Origin of the sequence: Actinoplanes sp. CA-142083 (genome assembly GCF_050942195.1) — a bacterium.
GTDB lineage: Bacteria > Actinomycetota > Actinomycetes > Mycobacteriales > Micromonosporaceae > Actinoplanes.
In genome coordinates, this window is the sequence record NZ_CP192076.1 from 3063865 (window position 1) to 3080537 (window position 16673).

At 70.3% G+C, this 16673-nt stretch carries 18 protein-coding genes; 13 read left to right on the plus strand and 5 right to left on the minus strand.

What is annotated here, in order from left to right:
* Positions 1 to 26 precede the first annotated feature (26 nt).
* The 10 genes from ACQPZX_RS14010 (at position 27) to ACQPZX_RS14055 (ending at position 9800) form a co-directional block, all read left to right on the plus strand.
* Complete coding sequence (locus ACQPZX_RS14010) at positions 27 to 1337, plus strand: ABC transporter substrate-binding protein (protein ID WP_433379736.1); 1311 nt, start codon at positions 27 to 29, stop codon at positions 1335 to 1337.
* Positions 1334 to 2266, plus strand: a complete 933-nt coding sequence (locus ACQPZX_RS14015; RefSeq protein WP_433379739.1) for a carbohydrate ABC transporter permease — start codon at positions 1334 to 1336, stop codon at positions 2264 to 2266. Before ACQPZX_RS14010 ends, ACQPZX_RS14015 begins: the two co-directional genes overlap by 4 nt.
* A 2-nt stretch (positions 2267 to 2268) precedes the next feature.
* Complete coding sequence (locus ACQPZX_RS14020; RefSeq protein ID WP_433379742.1) at positions 2269 to 3087, plus strand: carbohydrate ABC transporter permease; 819 nt, start codon at positions 2269 to 2271, stop codon at positions 3085 to 3087.
* Positions 3088 to 4503, plus strand: a complete 1416-nt coding sequence (locus ACQPZX_RS14025) for a family 43 glycosylhydrolase (RefSeq protein ID WP_433379745.1) — start codon at positions 3088 to 3090, stop codon at positions 4501 to 4503.
* Positions 4500 to 5381, plus strand: a complete 882-nt coding sequence (locus ACQPZX_RS14030; protein ID WP_433379748.1) for a PmoA family protein — start codon at positions 4500 to 4502, stop codon at positions 5379 to 5381. Before ACQPZX_RS14025 ends, ACQPZX_RS14030 begins: the two co-directional genes overlap by 4 nt.
* Positions 5382 to 5510: 129 nt before the next feature.
* Entirely contained in the window at positions 5511 to 6932 is a 1422-nt protein-coding gene (locus ACQPZX_RS14035; protein ID WP_433379751.1) for a pectinesterase family protein, read from the plus strand.
* Positions 6929 to 8329 carry an RICIN domain-containing protein gene (locus ACQPZX_RS14040; protein ID WP_433379754.1) on the plus strand — a complete coding sequence of 467 codons (1401 nt, stop codon included), beginning with the start codon at positions 6929 to 6931 and terminating at the stop codon, positions 8327 to 8329. The genes ACQPZX_RS14035 and ACQPZX_RS14040 overlap by 4 nt, the downstream gene beginning before the upstream one ends.
* Before the next feature lie 42 nt (positions 8330 to 8371).
* Positions 8372 to 8713 carry an ArsR/SmtB family transcription factor gene (locus tag ACQPZX_RS14045; RefSeq protein ID WP_433379757.1) on the plus strand — a complete coding sequence of 114 codons (342 nt, stop codon included), beginning with the start codon at positions 8372 to 8374 and terminating at the stop codon, positions 8711 to 8713.
* Positions 8710 to 9180, plus strand: a complete 471-nt coding sequence (locus ACQPZX_RS14050) for an SRPBCC family protein (protein ID WP_433379760.1) — start codon at positions 8710 to 8712, stop codon at positions 9178 to 9180. Before ACQPZX_RS14045 ends, ACQPZX_RS14050 begins: the two co-directional genes overlap by 4 nt.
* Positions 9180 to 9800 (plus strand): dihydrofolate reductase family protein, encoded by a 621-nt coding sequence (locus tag ACQPZX_RS14055; RefSeq protein ID WP_433379763.1) that lies wholly within the window; start codon positions 9180 to 9182, stop codon positions 9798 to 9800. The genes ACQPZX_RS14050 and ACQPZX_RS14055 overlap by 1 nt, the downstream gene beginning before the upstream one ends.
* A gap of 4 nt (positions 9801 to 9804) precedes the next feature.
* Here ACQPZX_RS14055 and ACQPZX_RS14060 read toward each other — a convergent pair whose 3' ends face one another.
* Positions 9805 to 10692 carry a phosphotransferase family protein gene (locus tag ACQPZX_RS14060; RefSeq protein ID WP_433379765.1) on the minus strand — a complete coding sequence of 296 codons (888 nt, stop codon included), beginning with the start codon at positions 10690 to 10692 and terminating at the stop codon, positions 9805 to 9807.
* An 83-nt stretch (positions 10693 to 10775) separates the two neighbouring features.
* Between ACQPZX_RS14060 and ACQPZX_RS14065 the strand changes: the two genes are divergently transcribed.
* Genes ACQPZX_RS14065 through ACQPZX_RS14075 form a run of 3 tightly spaced genes read left to right on the plus strand, consistent with a single transcriptional unit; the run spans position 10776 to position 13129 of the window.
* On the plus strand, positions 10776 to 11381 hold the full coding sequence (locus ACQPZX_RS14065) for a TetR family transcriptional regulator (protein ID WP_433379768.1): 606 nt from the start codon (positions 10776 to 10778) through the stop codon (positions 11379 to 11381).
* A 13-nt stretch (positions 11382 to 11394) separates the two neighbouring features.
* Positions 11395 to 12171 (plus strand): electron transfer flavoprotein subunit beta/FixA family protein, encoded by a 777-nt coding sequence (locus tag ACQPZX_RS14070; protein WP_433379771.1) that lies wholly within the window; start codon positions 11395 to 11397, stop codon positions 12169 to 12171.
* Between the two features lie 13 nt (positions 12172 to 12184).
* On the plus strand, positions 12185 to 13129 hold the full coding sequence (locus tag ACQPZX_RS14075) for an electron transfer flavoprotein subunit alpha/FixB family protein (protein ID WP_433379774.1): 945 nt from the start codon (positions 12185 to 12187) through the stop codon (positions 13127 to 13129).
* Positions 13130 to 13165: 36 nt separating this feature from the next.
* Here the strand turns inward: ACQPZX_RS14075 and ACQPZX_RS14080 are convergent, their stop codons facing one another.
* Genes ACQPZX_RS14080 through ACQPZX_RS14095 form a run of 4 tightly spaced genes read right to left on the minus strand, consistent with a single transcriptional unit; the run spans position 13166 to position 16618 of the window.
* Complete coding sequence (locus ACQPZX_RS14080; protein WP_433379777.1) at positions 13166 to 14359, minus strand: ABC transporter permease; 1194 nt, start codon at positions 14357 to 14359, stop codon at positions 13166 to 13168.
* Positions 14353 to 15021, minus strand: a complete 669-nt coding sequence (locus ACQPZX_RS14085; protein WP_433379780.1) for an ABC transporter ATP-binding protein — start codon at positions 15019 to 15021, stop codon at positions 14353 to 14355. The genes ACQPZX_RS14080 and ACQPZX_RS14085 overlap by 7 nt, the downstream gene beginning before the upstream one ends.
* Positions 15018 to 16091 carry a peptidoglycan-binding protein gene (locus ACQPZX_RS14090; RefSeq protein ID WP_433379783.1) on the minus strand — a complete coding sequence of 358 codons (1074 nt, stop codon included), beginning with the start codon at positions 16089 to 16091 and terminating at the stop codon, positions 15018 to 15020. The genes ACQPZX_RS14085 and ACQPZX_RS14090 overlap by 4 nt, the downstream gene beginning before the upstream one ends.
* A complete protein-coding gene (locus ACQPZX_RS14095) occupies positions 16091 to 16618 on the minus strand; it encodes a hypothetical protein (protein ID WP_433379786.1) in 528 nt (175 codons plus the stop codon). Before ACQPZX_RS14095 ends, ACQPZX_RS14090 begins: the two co-directional genes overlap by 1 nt.
* Positions 16619 to 16673 lie beyond the last annotated feature (55 nt).

The window sequence follows — 16673 nt, forward strand, 5'->3', positions numbered from 1 at the left end:
CCGTGAATGCGTCAGCGGGAGAACCCATGACCGACCAGGTAATCAGCCGGCGGCAGGCGCTGCGATTGGGCGGGGCGGCCGGCCTCGCCCTCGGCCTCGCGGCGTGCGGCAAGGGCTTCGGGGGCGGCGGCGGCGACAGCACGAGCGGCACGACGCTGAACATGGTCTGGTGGGGCGACATCACCCGCGCCAACCTGACCCAGGCCGCGCTCGACGTCTTCCACCGCCAGTTCCCCGGCATCACCATCAAGACCGAGTACCAGGACAGCACCCCGTACAAGGACAAGCTGGCCACCCGCTTCGCGGCCGGTGACCCGCCGGACCTGATGGCGATGCGCCTCGACAGCGTGGGGGAGTACGGCGGCCGCGGCGTGCTGCTCGACCTCAACCGGCACGCCGACGCGCTCGACCTGAGCCCGCTGAGCGCCAACGTCAAGGGGCTCGGCACCGTCGGCGCGGCCAACTACGGCGTCGCGTCCGGGCTCAACACCATCGGCTTCATCGTCAACAAGGCCGTCACCGACAAGTACAAGGTGGCCATCCCGGACGGGAACACGTGGGGCTGGCCCGACCTGGCCGCGTTCGCCCGGGAGCTGAGCGCCAAGACCGGGCGGAAGATCTACGGGACGGGCTTCGAGGCGTACACGATCGCGAATTTGATCGTCTTCACCCGGCAACGCGGCGAGGACTTCTACACCGCGGACGGCAAGCTCGGCCTCACCCAGGGGACGCTGGTCGCCTGGTTCGACATGATCGAGGCCATGCGCCGCGAGGGTGGCTTCCCGCCGGCCGGGTTCTTCGAGGAGATCGGCTCCTCGGCCGACCAGTCCTACATCGCCAAGGGCACCCTGGCCTCGCAGATCATCCCGACCAACAACTTCCTGTCCTACAACAAGGCCTGCGGCGGGACGCTGGTGCTGCTGCGGCCGCCGGGCGAGACCCAGGGCAAGCGGCGCGGCCAGAGCATCGACACCCCGGCGCTGTGGTCGATCTCGGCGAAATCCAAGCACCCGGCCGAGACGCTGAAGCTGCTCAATTTCCTGATCAACGATGCCGAGGGCGCCAAGGCGGCCGGCACCACCCGCGGTGTGCCGGCGAATCCGGCGGTCGCGAGCGCGATCAAGGCCGGCCTCGCCCCGGACGACCAGGTCGCCACCGACTACCTCATGGGCCTGCAGAAGGAGACGCTGCCGGCGCCCTACGTGTATCCGAAGGGGTCCAGCACCCTGCAGCCGACGCTCAAGAAAATCTCCACCGAGGTGGAGTTCCGCCGGCAGTCCTCCGCCGAAGGCGCCAAGCAGTTCCTCACCGAGGCGCACAAGGCGCTGGGTCAGTGACGGCGGTCCTGCCACCGCCGGTGGTCCAGGCCGTCGCGGCCCCGCCAGGCCGGCGGCGGCGACGGCGGCGGGACCGCGCCGGATACCTCTTCCTGCTCCCGTGGTTCGCCGGGATGGCCTTCACGGTCGTCCCGTTCTTCGCCTCGCTCTATCTCGCGTTCACCGACTACAACCTGCTGAACGCGCCCAACTGGGTCGGGCTGGGCAACTTCCGGGAGATGCTGCACGACCCCACACTGCACGCCGCGCTGCGGGTGACGTTCCTCTACACGTTCGTCTCGGTGCCGCTCTCCCTCGCCGTCGCGCTGCTGGTCGCGATGGCGCTCAACCACGGCATCCGCGGGCTGGCGATCTACCGCGCCGTCTACTACCTGCCGTCGCTGCTCGGCGGCAGCGTCGCGATCGTGCTGCTCTGGCGCTACATCTTCGGCCCGACCGGCGCCGTCAACGACATCCTGGGCGTCTTCGGCATTCCCGCGCACGGCTGGACGACCAGCCCCGACACCGCGCTGTACACGCTGATCCTGCTGCACGTGTGGACGTTCGGCTCGCCGATGGTGATCTTCCTGGCGGCGCTGCGGCAGATCCCGGCGATGTACTTCGAGGCCGCGGCGGTCGACGGGGCCGGGCCGTGGCGCCGCTTCCGCTCGATCACCCTGCCGCTGATCAGCCCGATCATCTTCTTCAACCTGATCCAGTCGCTGATCTCGTCGTTCCAGACGTTCACCCAGGGCTTCGTGCTGAGCAACGGCAGCGGCGGCCCCGGCACGTCGACGCTGTTCTACAACCTCTACCTGTACCAGAAGGGGTTCTCGGAATTCCGGATGGGCTACGCCGCCGCCATGGCCTGGGTCCTGCTGATGATCATCGCGAGCTTCACCGCGCTCAACTTCCTGGCCGCCCGGTACTGGGTCTTCTACGAGGACTGACGATGCCCCGATTCGTCCGCCACATCATGCTCTGCCTCGTCGGCGCGGTCATGCTGTACCCGCTCGCCTGGCTGGTCTCGGCCTCGCTCAAGCGCAGCGACACGATCTTCAAGGATCTGTCGCTCTGGCCGTCCACTTGGGACCTGTCGAACTATCCGCGTGGCTGGACGGCGCTGAGCCAGCCGTTCACGGTCTATCTGCTCAACTCGCTGATCATCGTGACGCTGGCGATCGTCGGCAATCTCTTCTCGTGCTCACTGGCCGCGTACGGCTTCGCCCGGCTCGATTTCACCGGCCGCAAGCTGTTCTTCGCCCTCATGCTCGGCACGATGATGCTGCCCGGGCACGTGCTGCTCGTGCCGCAGTACATCATGTTCGCGAAGCTCGGCTGGATCAACACCTACTATCCGCTGCTGGTGCCGCACTTCCTGGCCACCAACGCGTTCTACATCTTCCTCATGGTGCAGTTCATGCGGGCGCTGCCGCGCGAGCTCGACGACGCGGCCCGCATCGACGGCTGCGGCCCGTTCCGGACCTTCTGGAAGGTGATCATGCCGCTGTGCCGGCCCGCGTTCGCCACCACCGCGATCTTCACGTTCATCTCGGTCTGGAACGAGTTCTTCGCCCCGCTGATCTACCTCACCGACGACGACCTCTACACGGTGCCGCTGGCGCTGCGGCAGTTCATCGACTCCGAAGGCCAGAGCCACTGGGGCCAGATGTTCGCGATGTCGTTCGTCTCGCTCGCCCCGGTCATCGGGTTCTTCATCGCCGGGCAGAAATATCTGGTCCGGGGCATCGCGACGACGGGTCTCAAGTAGATGGATCGCTATCGCAACCCCGTGCTGGACGCCGATTTCTCCGACCCCGACGTCATCCGGGTGGGCGACGACTTCTACCTGGTGGCGTCCAGCTTCGGCCGGGTGCCCGGGCTGCCGATCCTGCACAGCCATGATCTGGTGAGCTGGCGGCTGATCGGGCACGCCCTCGACCGGCTTTTCGATGTGCCGCAACCGGGTTGCGGCGTGTGGGCGCCGGCGCTGCGGCACCACGACGGCCTGTTCTGGATCTTCTATCCCGACCCGGACCGGGGCATCTTCGTGCTCACCGCCGAGTCTGCGGCGGGGCCGTGGTCGCCGCCAAGGCTGCTGAAGGGCGGCCGCGGGCTCATCGACCCGTGCCCGCTGTGGGACGACGACGGCAGGGCGTACCTCGTGCACGCCTGGGCCCGGAGCCGGGCCGGCTTCAACAACCGGCTTACGCTGCACGAGATGAGCCCGTCGGCCGGCGCGCTGCTCGACGACGGCCGCACGGTGATCGACGGGGACGCGCTGCCCGGGTATCGCACGCTCGAGGGACCCAAGCTCTACAAACGCGACGGGTGGTACTGGATCTGGGCGCCGGCCGGCGGCGTCCGCGACGGGTGGCAGTCGGCGTTCCGGTCCCGCTCGATCGCCGGGCCGTACGACGGCCGCATCGTGCTCGCGCGCGGGGAAAGCCCCATCAACGGGCCGCATCAGGGTGCGTGGGTGGACACGCCCGGCGGCGAGGACTGGTTTCTGCATTTTCAAGACCGGCACGCGTACGGGCGAGTGGTGCACCTGCAACCGATGGCGTGGGACGGCGACGGCTGGCCGGTGATCGGCAACCGGGGCACGCCGGTGCTCACCCACCGCCGGCCCGGGGTCGCCGGTGCGCCGAGCCGCTTCCCCGAGGTGCCGGAGTGGTTCTGGGCCGCTAATCCCGACCCGTCCTGGCTGACGCCGGCGCCCGGCGGCGGGATGCGACTGGCCTGCGCGCCCAGCGACGACGGCGATCTGCGGCGTCGGCCCAACGTGCTGGGGCGGCGGTTGCCCGGTTCGCCGGTCACCGTCCGCACCTCGCTACGGCTGAGCTCCACTTCGGACGCGTGCCGGGCCGGGCTGGTGGTGCTCGGCACGGCGTACGCGTGGATCGGGGTGGTCCGCCGCGCCGGAAGGACGTATCTGACCTGCCGCACGGCCGAACCCGGCGGCCCGGAGGTCGACGCCGCGCCGCCGGTCGAGCTGCCGGCGGACGTGCCGGTCGACCTCGGGCTGCACGTGGCGGAGGGCGACCGGGGACGGTTCCTGGTCGACGGGGTTCCGGGGCCGCCGTTCACCGCGACGGCCGGGGTCTGGGTGGGCGCCACGCTGGGTGTGTTCGCGAGCGGCGAGGCGGGCTACGCCGACTTCGGTTACCCCGAGGTGATTCGTTGACGGCCGACGAGGCGGCCAGCGTCCCGCTCCTGCACCAAGGGCGCGCGGTGGCCGACTACCGGTGGCGTCCCCGGCTCGCCCACGACCTGGCCCCGCGGCCCTATCTGCATCCCGTCCGCACCCTGGCCGGCACCGAGGTCACCGAGCACCTGCCGGCCGACCACCCGCACCACCTCGGCGCCGGCGTGGCCGTGCCCGACATCTCCGGCGCCAACTTCTGGGGCGGCCGCACGTTCGTCGCCAACCGCGGCCCGGTCATGCTCGCCAACCACGGCACCCAGCAACACCACAACTGGCTGCACCGCGCCCCCGGCGAGGTCGTGCACGAGCTGCGCTGGTGCGGCCCCGACGGCGCCGAGCTGTTGCGCGAGCGGCGGCGCATCGCGGTCCTGCCGGCCGGCCCCGGCTGGGCGGTGGACCTCTCGTTCGAGCTGACCAACCGGACCGCCCTGCCGATCACCTTCGCCAGCCCCGCCACCAAGGGCCGGCCGGGCGCCGGCTACGGGGGATTCTTCTGGCGGGCGCCGCGCACACCCCAGGGCGTACGGGCGTACGGCCCCGGCCCCGGCGGCGAGAAGGGCCTGCACGGCCGCCGCACGGCGTGGCTGGCCCTGACCGGGACCGGCACCAACGGCCGCCGCTGGACGCTGGTCTTCGTCCAGGCCGGGCCGGACGGCCTGGACGACCCGTGGTTCGTGCGCACCCGCGACTACCCCGGCATCGGCTCGGCGCTCGCTTGGGACCGTCCGCTGCTGCTCGCCAGCGGCGACGCCGTCAGCCGCCGATTCCTGATCGTCGTGGCCGACGGCATCCTGCCGGCCCGCGGCGCGGCCGAGGCCGCCTTCGCCGCGCTGCGGCACGTCGGCGGGCCATATTAATCGACGCTCTTGACTGTCTGGACGAGTTAGGCAAACCTCTGTAACAAACCTGGTTTTTGTGATCCCCGCTCCTCTCGCGCATCTACTCCAGTCGATCCGTCCCATCATCCGTCCCCGGAAGGATCCGTCATGAGAAGGAGAACAGCCGGCGCCTTCGCGCTGTGTGCGGTCGTCCCGGCCGTCACGGTCGTGGTGTCGGCGTGGCCGTCGGAGGCCGCCACGACACCCGTCGCCGGCGGCGTCTACACCCTGTCCTCGGGTGCGAGCGGCAAGTGCCTCGACTCCACCGGCACCGGCAACGGCGCGGTGCTCCAGCAGATCGCCTGCAACACGGCGGCGGCCGACCAGCAGTTCCAGGTCGTCGCGCAGAACGGCGCGTACGGCCTGGTCAACGCGGCCGGCGCGAAGTGCGTCGACGTGCCCTACTCCACCACCACGGCGGGCACGCAGCTGTGGACCTGGACCTGCGGGGCCAGCGCCAACCAGACCTGGACATTGACCGCATCCACCGCGGCCAGTGGCAAGTACGTGATCAAGAGCGCCGCCACCGGCCTCTGCGTCAGCGACAAGGACGGCTCGACCGCCGGCGGCAACCCGATCGTGCAGGAGGCGTGCTCGGACATCGCCCGCATGCAGTGGTCGTTCAACGCCGTCTCCGGGACGCCGACCACCGCCACCGTGGCGTCCGACGGCACCGGCAAGTACAAGACCGTGCAGGCCGCGATCGACGCCGTGCCGGCGAACAACACCACCCGCCAGGTGATCACGATCAAGGCGGGCACCTACCGCCAGGTCGTCACGATCCCGGCGAACAAGCCGTACATCACGTTGCAGGGGCTGGGCAGCTCGGCGTCGCAGACGACGCTGGTCTACAACAACTCCGCGAACTGCTGCGGCACGTCCGGAAGCGCGAGCGTGTTCGTCTACGGGCACGACTTCGTCGCCACCAACCTGACGATCTCGAACGACTTCGACGAGGGCTCGGTGACCAGCGGGCAGCAGGCGGTGGCGCTGCACCTGAACGCCGACCGGGCGGTCTTCAGCAACGTGCGGCTGCTCGGCGACCAGGACACGCTGCTGGTCAACGACAGCACCCGGGCGCTGTTCACCAACTGCTACGTCGAGGGCACTGTCGACTTCATCTTCGGCGGCGGCACCGCGGTCTTCAACACGTGCTCCATCTACGAGAAGCGCAGCACCGGCGGCCCGATCACCGCCGCGAGCACGGACGCGGCCAAGACGTACGGCCTGCTGTTCTACAAATCCACGATCACCGGTGCGGCGAACAACGTCACCCAGCTGGGCCGGCCGTGGCGGCAGGGCGCGCAGGTGCTGTACCGGGAGTCGTCGCTGAGCGCCACGATCAAGACCGCACAGCCCTGGACGGACATGTCCGAGAACACCTGGAAGAACGCGCGGTTCTTCGAATACAAGAACACCGGTTCGGGCGCCACGACCAACGGCAACCGGCCGCAGATGAGCGACTCGACCGCGGCCAACTACACCCCGCAGAAATACCTCGCCGGTACCGACGGATGGAGCCCGCTGTGAAGACGAAGCTGATCGTTGCGGCCGCGGTGGCGGTCGCGCTGGTCGTGGTCACCCCGCTGTCCTCGGAGGCGGCGGTCGCACCGGTGGCCGGCAGCACGTACACCCTCGCCTCGGGGGCGAGCGGGAAGTGTCTCAACGCGGCCGGCACCGGGAACGGCGCCCTGCTGCAGCAGCTCGCCTGCGCCGGGCAGCAGTTCAAGGTGGTCGCCCAGAACGGCGCCTACGGGCTGACCGACGTGGCCAGCGGCAAGTGCGTCGACGTGCCGAACTCGACCACCGCGTCCGGCACTCAGCTGTGGATCTGGACCTGCGGAGCCAGCGCCAACCAGACCTGGACGTTCACGGCCTCGTCCGCGGCGTCCGGGAAGTACCTGCTCAAGAGCAACTCCAGCGGGCTGTGCATGAGCGACAAGGACGGCTCGACGGCCGGCGGCAACCCGATCGTGCAGGAAGCCTGCTCGGACATCTCCCGGATGCAGTGGGCGTTCAACGCCGTCTCTACGTCCGGCCGGACATGGTCGAACACAGCCGACGGGTTCGCCCAGGGCACGACCGGCGGCGCGGGTGGCACGACGGTCACGGTCACGACGTACGCCGATCTGCTGAAATATGCGACATCGAGCGCGGCCTACGTGGTGCGCGTCAGCGGGACGATCACCGTACCGACCTACGGCTACGAGATCCCGGTCGCGTCGAACAAGACGATCATCGGGGTCGGGGCCTCGGGGCGGATCAAGGGCGGTGGGTTCTTCCTCGGGACCGGGATCCACAACGTGATCATCCGGAACCTGACGATCGGGGACACCGCGGTGGCCTCGGATGATCCGGATGACAAGGACTTCGATTACGACGGTATCCAGATGGACACCGCCGATCACGTGTGGATCGACCACAACACGTTCACCAACATCAACGACGGCTACATCGACTCCCGTAAGGACACGTCGTTTGTGACGGTGTCGTGGAACCAGCTGGGCAACCACAACAAGACCTTCGGGATCGGCTGGACCGAGAACGTGACGGCCCGGATGACGATCCATCACAACTGGCTGCACGACACCAACCAGCGCAACCCCAGCGCCGACAACCTGGCGTACGCGCATCTGTACAACAACTACCTGCAGAACATCAGCTCGTACGGCAACTACTCGCGCGGCGCGACCAAGATGGTGATCGAGAACAGCTACTTCGATCACGTGAACAACCCGTACTACCCCGACTCCACCGCCCAGTTGAAGCAGACCGGAAGCGTGGTCGTCAGCTGCACCGGCCGCCAGGAGACAAGCGGCAGCGCGTTCACCCCGAGCAGCTTCTACTCCTACACCCTCGACAGTGCGGCCAACGTGCCGTCGCTGGTCAAGACCTACTCCGGGCCTCAGGCCAACATCAGCATGTAAGCCGCTTGACGTTTTCCCATATGGGAAATTATTGTGGCTGCCGTGGCACGAGCAGCAACGACGTCGGATGCGTTCAACGCGATCGCCGAGCCGCAGCGCCGGGACATCCTGGCGCTGCTTCGCTCGGGTGAGCGGCCGGTGACCGACCTGGCCCAGCAGCTGGGGATGAGCCTGCCGGGAGCTTCCAAGCACCTGCGGGTGCTCCGCGAGGTGGGGCTGGTGCAGGTCCGCGGGGCCGGCAAGCAGCGCCTCTACGGCCTGGATGCCCGCGGGTTGCGGCCGATCCACGAGTGGGTCGGCGGGTTCGAGCAGTTCTGGACCGGGAGTTTCGACCGGCTGGACGCGTACGTGCGGGAGCTCAAGCAGAAACGGCAGGGAGAATGACGTCCGACCGAGAGATTGTGATCTTCCGGGTGATCGACGCGCCGCGGGAGCTGGTGTTCGAGGCGTTCACCGAGGTCCGGCACCTGGCGCGGTGGTGGGGTCCGGAGGGGTTCAGCACCACCACGCGGTCCTTCGAGTTCCGCGTCGGCGGGGTCTGGGATTTCGTGATGCACGGGCCGGACGGCAACGACTATTCCGAGTGGATCACCTGGACCGAGATCGTGTCGCCGGAGCGGATCGCGCTGCTGCACGGTGAGCACCGCGACGACCCGGACGCCTTCGAGTCGGTCCTGACGTTCGAGCCCGGCGGTGCGACGACGCGAATCGTGATGCGCACTGTCTTCCCCACCCAGCAGCTGCGCGACCAGGCCGTGGAGAAATATCACGCGATCGAGGGCGGCGAGCAGACGCTGAGCAACCTGGCGGCCTACGTCGCCGAGATCGTCCGGAACGGAGCGGAGGGCTGATGGCCGGCAAGGTGTTCTTCAGCGTGTCGATGTCGCTGGACGGGTTCATCGCGCCCGGCTCCCTCGGGGAGCTGATGGGCAGGCAATGGATGGAGCTGCAGGCGTGGATCTTCCCGACCCGGTTCTTCCGGGAGAACCTGAAGCTCGGCGGGGGCGGTGAAGAAGGGCAGGACAATGACATCGTACGGGCGACGTACGAGCGCACCGGCGCGAGCGTGATGGGCAAGCGCATGTTCGACGCCGGCGAGCGGATGTGGCCGGAGGAAGCGCCGTTCCACACGCCGGTATTCGTCGTGACGCACGAGAAGCGCGACCCCTGGGAGCGGCCCGGTGGCACCACGTTCCATTTCGTCAACGACGGCATCGAGGCCGCGCTCGACCAGGCCCGCGTGGCCGCCGGCGACCGCGACGTGCGCATCGCCGGCGGCGGCGAGACGATCCTGCAGTACCTGAACGCCGGGCTGATCGACGAGTGCACGATCGCGCTGTCGCCGGTGCTGTTCGGCTCCGGAGTTCGCCTGTTCGACGGCGTCGACGCGTCGAGGGTCGCGCTGGAGCCGATCCGCTCGGAGCCGTCGCCGCGGGCGACGCATTTGACCTACGCCGTACGCCGGCGGTAGCGGGTCAGGCGAGCGCGAGCAGCCACTCGGCGTTGAGGGCCACGTCGTCCCAGCGGTCGCGGGTGGTGCAGTAAGCGATCGAGCCCAGGCCGATGTGGATCCGGTACGCGCGCAGCGCCGCCGGATCCGGGTTCCACCGGCGCCCGATCGCCGCCTCGATGTCGATCGAGGACCACTGCGGATGCCAGCCCCAGCAGTAGAGCAGCCAGGCGGCGTCGTAGAGCGGATCGCCGAAGCTGGCGCTGCCCCAGTCCAGGACGCCCGAGATCCGGTCGCCGGTGGCCAGCACGTTCCGCTCGAGCAGGTCGTCGTGGATCATGCGGCGCTCGTCGGGCAGGTCCGGCGCGAGCCGGCGCAGCGTGGCCAGGCCGCGTTCGAACGGCTCCAGGCCGATGTCGGACGCGGCCAGGGCGGCCCGCCAGCCCGGCACTCGCGGCGTCTCGTGCTCGACCGCGAGCAGGTATTGCGGCCAGGAGCGGTAGGGCGCCGTGCGGGACTCGTCCCAGACGCCGTAGCCGCGGCCGCCGACGTCGATCCGGCCGATGGCGTCCATGACATCGAACAGGTCGGGCAGGACGGCGTCGAGGGCGCCCGCGTCGAGATCGTCGAGCGGCGTTCCGGTCAAGCGCTCCGAGACCGCGTACGCCCACCCGGCTGTCTCGCCGCGGACCGTGACCTCCGGCACCGGTAGCTTGCCGCGTGCAGCCGCGCCCACGGCCTCGTCCTTGGCGAAGTCCCCGCCGTGCCGGCTGACCCGCAGCACCATCGGCCGCCCGGCGACCGTCAGCGCGTACGCCGTGGACCAGGCCCCGGCAGCCAGCGGCTCCGGAGCGCTCGTCTCGCCCAGCACGGTCCGGGCGACGTGACCGGCCACTTGATCGGGATGATCCATCCGGCCACCGTAGCCGCGCGGTGGAGGATGGCACTCGGTGCCATTCAGCCTGCACCCGGTGCCATTTGTGCTATGGTCCCGCCATGGACGTCTCCGCCGCCCCGCCGGGCGCCGGGCCGGTGCGCGAGCGGCTGGCCACGGCCGCTTTCGCGCTGTTCGCGGAGAAGGGGTACGACAACACGACCATCGACGAGATCGCGGCGGCCGCGGGCGTCGCGCGGCGCACCTTCTTCCGGCAGTTCCGGTCCAAGGAAGACGTGATCTTCCCGGACCACGACTCGGTGATCGAGCGGGTGCGGTGGTACCTCGCCTCCTCGACCTCCGCCGACCCGGTCTTCGTCATGGCCGAGGCGACCCGGCTGATCTTCGAGTCGTTCATGGCGACCCCCGAGCGGACCCTCGCCCGGTATAGCCTCACCCGCGTCGTCGGCCCGCTGCGGGACCGCGAGATCGCCAGCGTGGCCCGCTACGAGCGCACGCTGAGCGACTACCTGCGCGGCCGGCTGCCCGACACTCCCGAGGCCGCCCTGGCGGCCCACGTGGCGGCGGCGTCCTTCGCGGCCGCGCACAACCAGGTGCTGCGCGAGTGGCTGCGGGCGGGCGGCGTCAAGGACGCCCACCCCGCGCTGGATGCCGCCCTGGCCACCGTTTCCGGACTCATGACGCCGCTGATCGCCGGCGTCGGATAACGACAGGAGCGCGATGAACATCGTCGTTTTGGTGAAGCAGGTGCCCGACTCCGGTGCGTCGCGTTCGCTCGGCGCCGACTTTTCGGTGGACCGCGCGTCGGCGAGCAATGTGATCAATGAGATGGATGAGTACGCCATCGAGGAGGCCTTGAAGATCAAGGAGGCTCATGGTGGTGAGGTGACGGTGCTGACGATGGGTCCGGCGTCGGCGTCCGAGTCGATCCGTAAGGCGCTGTCGATGGGTCCGGACAAGGCGGTCCATGTGCAGGATGACGCGTTGCACGGTTCCTGTGCCGTTGCTACCTCGAAGGTGCTTGCTGAGGCGTTGAAGACGCTGAACGCGGATCTGATCCTGGCGGGTTCGGAGTCGACCGACGGCCGGGTGCAGGTGATGCCGCACATGCTCGCCGAGCGGCTCGGGATCGCCGCGCTGACCGGTGCTCGCAAGCTGACGGTGGATGGTTCGCAGCTGACTGTCGAGCGGCAGACCGATGAGGGGTATGAGGTGGTCACGGCGGCCACGCCGGCGGTGGTGAGTGTGTGGGACACGATCAACGAGCCGCGGTATCCGTCGTTCAAGGGGATCATGGCGGCGAAGAAGAAGCCGGTGCAGACCCTCTCGCTGGCCGATCTGGGCGTGGCCGCCGACGAGGTGGGTGCGGCGGGCGCGACCAGCGAGGTGCTCTCGTTCACGCCGCGTCCTTCGCGGTCCGCCGGTACGAAGATCACTGATGAGGGTGATGGCGGCACGCAGCTGGTCGCTTACTTGGCCACCGAGAAGTTCGTCTGAGGGGGAGGCTGTCATGGCAGAGGTTCTGGTTGTGGTGGAGGCCTCCGCGTCGGCTGGGGTCAAGAAGGTCACGCTGGAGATGCTGACGATCGCCCGCTCACTGGGGACGGTTTCGGCGGTGGCGTTCGGTGAGGTCGATACCGCGAGGCTCGGCGAGTACGGCGCTGAGAAGGTCTACGTGGCCGCGGGTGACGATATCGACGGCTATCTGGTGGCGCCGAAGGCGAGCGTGGTGGCCGAGCTGGTCAAGCGGGTGCAGCCGGCGGCGGTGCTGCTGGCCTCGACGCAGGAGGGTAAGGAGATCGCCGGTCGGCTGGCGGTGAAGCTGGACAACGGTCTGCTCACCGACGCGGTGGCGGTCGACGCGGATGGCACCGCGACGCAGGGCATCTTCGCCGGGTCGGCGACGGTGCAGGCGAAGGTCACGCGGGGTCTGCCGATCATCACGATCCGGCCCAACTCCATCACGCCTGAGGCCGCACCCGGCGCCGGTTCGGTGGAGCAGCTGACGGTGGCGGTCTCCGACGCCGACAAGCTGACCAAGGTGGTGGAGCGGGTGGCGGAGAAGAAGGGCTCGCGGCCGGAGCTGACCGAGGCCTCGATCGTGGTCTCCGGCGGCCGCGGGGTGGGTAACGCGGACAACTTCAAGCTGGTCGAGGAGCTCGCTGATCTGCTCGGCGGGGCGGTGGGTGCGTCCCGGGCGGCGGTGGATTCGGGGTTCTATCCGCATCAGTTCCAGGTGGGTCAGACCGGTAAGACGGTCTCGCCGCAGTTGTATGTGGCGCTGGGTATCTCCGGTGCGATCCAGCATCGGGCCGGTATGCAGACCTCGAAGACGATCGTGGCGGTGAACAAGGATCCGGAGGCCCCGATCTTCGAGCTCGCCGACTACGGCGTGGTGGGTGACCTGTTCAAGGTCGTACCCCAGGCCGCCGACGAGATCCGCAAGCGCAAGTAGCGGCCGGCCGCCGCGCCCGTCGTACTCGGCATCGGGTCACGGCGCGGCCAGCGCCTCGGTGGGGGAGAGCCGGGCCGCCCGGATCGCCGGGTACAGGCCGGCCAGCCCGCCGATGACCACGGTGGCGCCGATCGCGCCGCTGGTCGCCCACGCGGGCACGACGGCCGGCCAGGCCTGATACGCGGCGTATCCCGCGGTGATCGCGATGCCGAGGAGCACGCCTCCGGCGCCGCCGATCGTGGAGAGCAGCAGCGATTCGGCGAGGAACTGCACCCGGATCTGCCCGCGGGTGGCGCCGAGCGACCGTCGTAGCCCGATCTCCGCCCGGCGTTCGAGTACCGAGATCACCATGGTGTTCGCGACGCCGACGCCGCCGACCAGCAGGGCGACCGCGCCGAGGCCGAGCAGCAGCGCGTTCAGGGTGCTGTCGGCGGCCTGCTGGGCGGCCAGCGCATCGGACGGCTTCGAGACGGTGACCGCGCCCGGATCGGCCGGGTCGGCGGTGCGGGCGAGCACCGCGTGCACGGCCTCGACCTGGCTGTCGTCGGATCGGGCGTAGACGGTGGTGGCCCGGCCGTCGAACGGGAACAGGCGGGTGGCCGCGTCCCAGCCGATGAGCACGGACGCGTCCAGCTCGGGGGCGAGCGGGGCGCGGCCGAGCACCCCGATCACGGTGAACCGCACGCCGCCGACCAGGATCATCGTCTGCGCGCTCGGCCGGCCGACACCGAGCCGATCGGCCGCGTCGGCGCCGAGCACCGCAGCCGGATAACGGGCGGTCAACCCGTTGAGCCAGGCGCCGCGGCGGATGCCGGCGCCGACCGTGGCGGGCAGGGTGAGCCGCGCGGCGAGCACGGACAGGCCGTTCGTCTCCACCCGCGGGATCCGGTCGGTGCGGTAGACCCGGGCGCCGCTGACGGCCCCGGTCGCGGAGACCGCGCTGACCGGGCCGATCCGGCCGATCATCGCCTCGGCCGGTGCGGGCAGGGCGGCGGGCCGGCCGTCGACGGTCTGTCCCGGCGCGACGGTGAGCAGGTTGGTGCCGAGCTCGGCCAGCTGCCGGTGGAGTTGCTCGCGGGAGGACGACGAGATCCCCACGACCGCGACCATGGCGGCGATGCCGATGGCGATCCCGAGCGCGGACAGCAGCGCCCGGGTGGGCCGCGTGCGCAGGCCGGCCGCGCCGACCCGGACCACGTCGGCGGGAGCGAGCCGGGCCGGGTTCAGCACGCGACGGCCTCGCTCTCGATGCGCCCGTCCCGCATCCGCACCTGCCGGTCCAGCTGGGCGGCGAGGTCACGGTCGTGGGTGATGACAACCACGGTCGTACGGGTGGCGTGCAGCTCCCGCAGCACGGCCATGACTCCGGCGCCGGAAGCGGTGTCCAGGTTGCCGGTCGGCTCGTCGGCCAGCAGCAGCGCCGGCTCGGCGATCACCGCCCGGGCGATCGCGACCCGCTGCCGTTCCCCGCCGGACAACTCGTGCGGCTGATGGCGGAGCCGGTGCCCGAGCCCGACCCGATGCAGCGCGGCCTCGGCCCGGCGGCGGCGTTCCCGGATCGGCACTCCCGCGTAGAGCAGGCCGTCCGCGACGTTGTCCCGGGCCGAGGCGCCGGCCGCGAGGTGGAACTGCTGGAAGACGAAGCCGATGCGGAAAGCGCGCAGGGCCGACAACTGCCGGTCGGAGAGCCGGGACACGTCGTGCCCGTCGACCGCGACTCGGCCCGAGGTGGGCCGGTCCAGGGTGCCGAGCATGTGCAGCATGGTGGATTTGCCGGAGCCGGACGGCCCGGTGACGGCGACGAGCTCGCCGGCGCCGATGCTGAGCGTGACGCCGTCGAGCGCGCGTACGCCGCCCGGGTAGACCTTGGTCACGCCGGCCAGCTCGATCATCGCGGCATCCCCACGGTCAGCCCCTCTCGCAGCCCTTCGCCGCTGACCTCGACCCGCCCGCCGGCGAAGAGCCCCGTGGCCACCCGCAGGTGTCGGGTGGCGTGGCCGTCGACGACTTCGACGCCGTAGCCGCCCTCGGCCAGCGCGACCAGCGCGGCGATCGGCACGGTCAGGACGTTCGCGCGCTCGCCGGCGACGAAGGAGACGGTCACGACGGCGGATTCCAGGTCGGCGGCCGCGGCCGGGTCGCCCAGGGACACGGTGGCCTCGATGCGGGTGACCGGCTGAGTGTTCTGGCCGGTCGGTTGCTCGACGACGGTGTGCACGCGCTCGACCCGTCCGGCGACGTGCTTGCCGTCCGGCATGGTGACCTGGACGCCGGCCCGGGGGCGAGCCAGTCGCTGCTGAGACACCTCCAGGTCGACGGTGACCACCCGGCCGGCGCCGGTGTAGCGCAGGACCTCGGCGCCGCCGCCGGTCGACTGGTTGACGCCGGCCGTGACGGCGTCGACCCGGATCGGCCCGGGGGCGAACACCACCCGGCCCAGCTCGACCGTGCCGGTGCGGGGCAGGCCGAGCTTCCGCTGCCAGCGGCGAACCGCCGCGGCGGTCGCCGCCGTGTACCGGTCGTCCGCGGTGAATCCGCCGAAGCCCAGCGCCGTGAGGTTCGCCTCGAGCTGGCGGACGTCGCGCCCGGTCGTGCCCGGCCCCACCGTGCGGTAGGCGGCGACCAGCCCGTACATCAGCACCGCCGGCCGGTCGTCGACCCGGTAGATGGTCGCGCCCCGCCCGATGGCGTCGCCGGGCTGCGGGAGCTGGGTGATCACGCCGGGAATCCGGCCGGCCAGGGTGGTGTGGCCGCTCCAGCCGAGCTGGCCGGCTTCGTCGAAGGTGTCGTGCATGGTCTGGCGGGTCACCTGAGCCGTAGCCGGCGGCAGATCGGACGCGGGCGGCTCGTCGCGCCCGCCGCCGCCGAACCCGGCTGCCGCCGCCGCGGCGGCGCCGCCCGTGAGGACCGCCGCCGCGGCCACCGCGGCCGTCCGGAACCGGCGCCGACCCCGGCCGGTCATCAGTTTGTCGCCGCGGGGCTCGGCGTGAACGAGCGGGTCAGGTCGCGGCAGGCCGCTCTGGCCGCGTCGAAAAGGGGATTCTGCCGGACCGCGTCGGGCACTTCGGCGTGCCCGTCCGGGTCCGGGTCGGGGTAGTCCGCCAGGCCGTGCTCCCGCATGCACTGCGACTCGTACCGGGCGGCCGCCGCCTTCTGCGCCCCGTCCGGCCCGGTGAGCACCGGCCGCAGCGCGCGGCAGGCCTGCTGTGCCCCGGCCAGCACAGTGGTGTCGACTTTGGTCTTGTCGACCCCGACGATCCGTACGTTGTCGCCGGTGACCTCCGGATCGGGATAGTCGGGCAGGCCGTTCTCGCGCATGCACCGCGCGTATCGGAGGCCCTGGTCCAGGAAACTGAGCGTGGCGGTCGGGCTCGGCGTTGCACCGCTGCCGGCCGAGGCCACATTCTTGTGTCTGGCGGGCTCGCCGCACGCGGCCGCCCAGACCAGCACGAGCGGCAACACGGCGGCCGCGATCGCGTATTTCTTCACAGCTGGCTCCTCCGATCCCCTGATTCGTCCGCCGATCAGTGGAGCAGCGCGCGGG

Bases quoted from the DNA above. Each gene is read 5' to 3' on its own strand.
- ACQPZX_RS14010 (WP_433379736.1), top strand. From the start codon at position 27: ATGACCGACCAGGTAATCAGCCGGCGGCAGGCGCTGCGATTGGGCGGG.
- ACQPZX_RS14020 (WP_433379742.1), top strand. From the start codon at position 2,269: ATGCCCCGATTCGTCCGCCACATCATGCTCTGCCTCGTCGGCGCGGTC.
- ACQPZX_RS14025 (WP_433379745.1), top strand. From the start codon at position 3,088: ATGGATCGCTATCGCAACCCCGTGCTGGACGCCGATTTCTCCGACCCC.
- ACQPZX_RS14035 (WP_433379751.1), top strand. From the start codon at position 5,511: ATGAGAAGGAGAACAGCCGGCGCCTTCGCGCTGTGTGCGGTCGTCCCG.
- ACQPZX_RS14050 (WP_433379760.1), top strand. From the start codon at position 8,710: ATGACGTCCGACCGAGAGATTGTGATCTTCCGGGTGATCGACGCGCCG.
- ACQPZX_RS14055 (WP_433379763.1), top strand. From the start codon at position 9,180: ATGGCCGGCAAGGTGTTCTTCAGCGTGTCGATGTCGCTGGACGGGTTC.
- ACQPZX_RS14060 (WP_433379765.1), bottom strand. From the start codon at position 10,692: ATGGATCATCCCGATCAAGTGGCCGGTCACGTCGCCCGGACCGTGCTG.
- ACQPZX_RS14065 (WP_433379768.1), top strand. From the start codon at position 10,776: ATGGACGTCTCCGCCGCCCCGCCGGGCGCCGGGCCGGTGCGCGAGCGG.
- ACQPZX_RS14070 (WP_433379771.1), top strand. From the start codon at position 11,395: ATGAACATCGTCGTTTTGGTGAAGCAGGTGCCCGACTCCGGTGCGTCG.
- ACQPZX_RS14075 (WP_433379774.1), top strand. From the start codon at position 12,185: ATGGCAGAGGTTCTGGTTGTGGTGGAGGCCTCCGCGTCGGCTGGGGTC.
- ACQPZX_RS14085 (WP_433379780.1), bottom strand. From the start codon at position 15,021: ATGATCGAGCTGGCCGGCGTGACCAAGGTCTACCCGGGCGGCGTACGC.
- ACQPZX_RS14090 (WP_433379783.1), bottom strand. From the start codon at position 16,091: ATGACCGGCCGGGGTCGGCGCCGGTTCCGGACGGCCGCGGTGGCCGCG.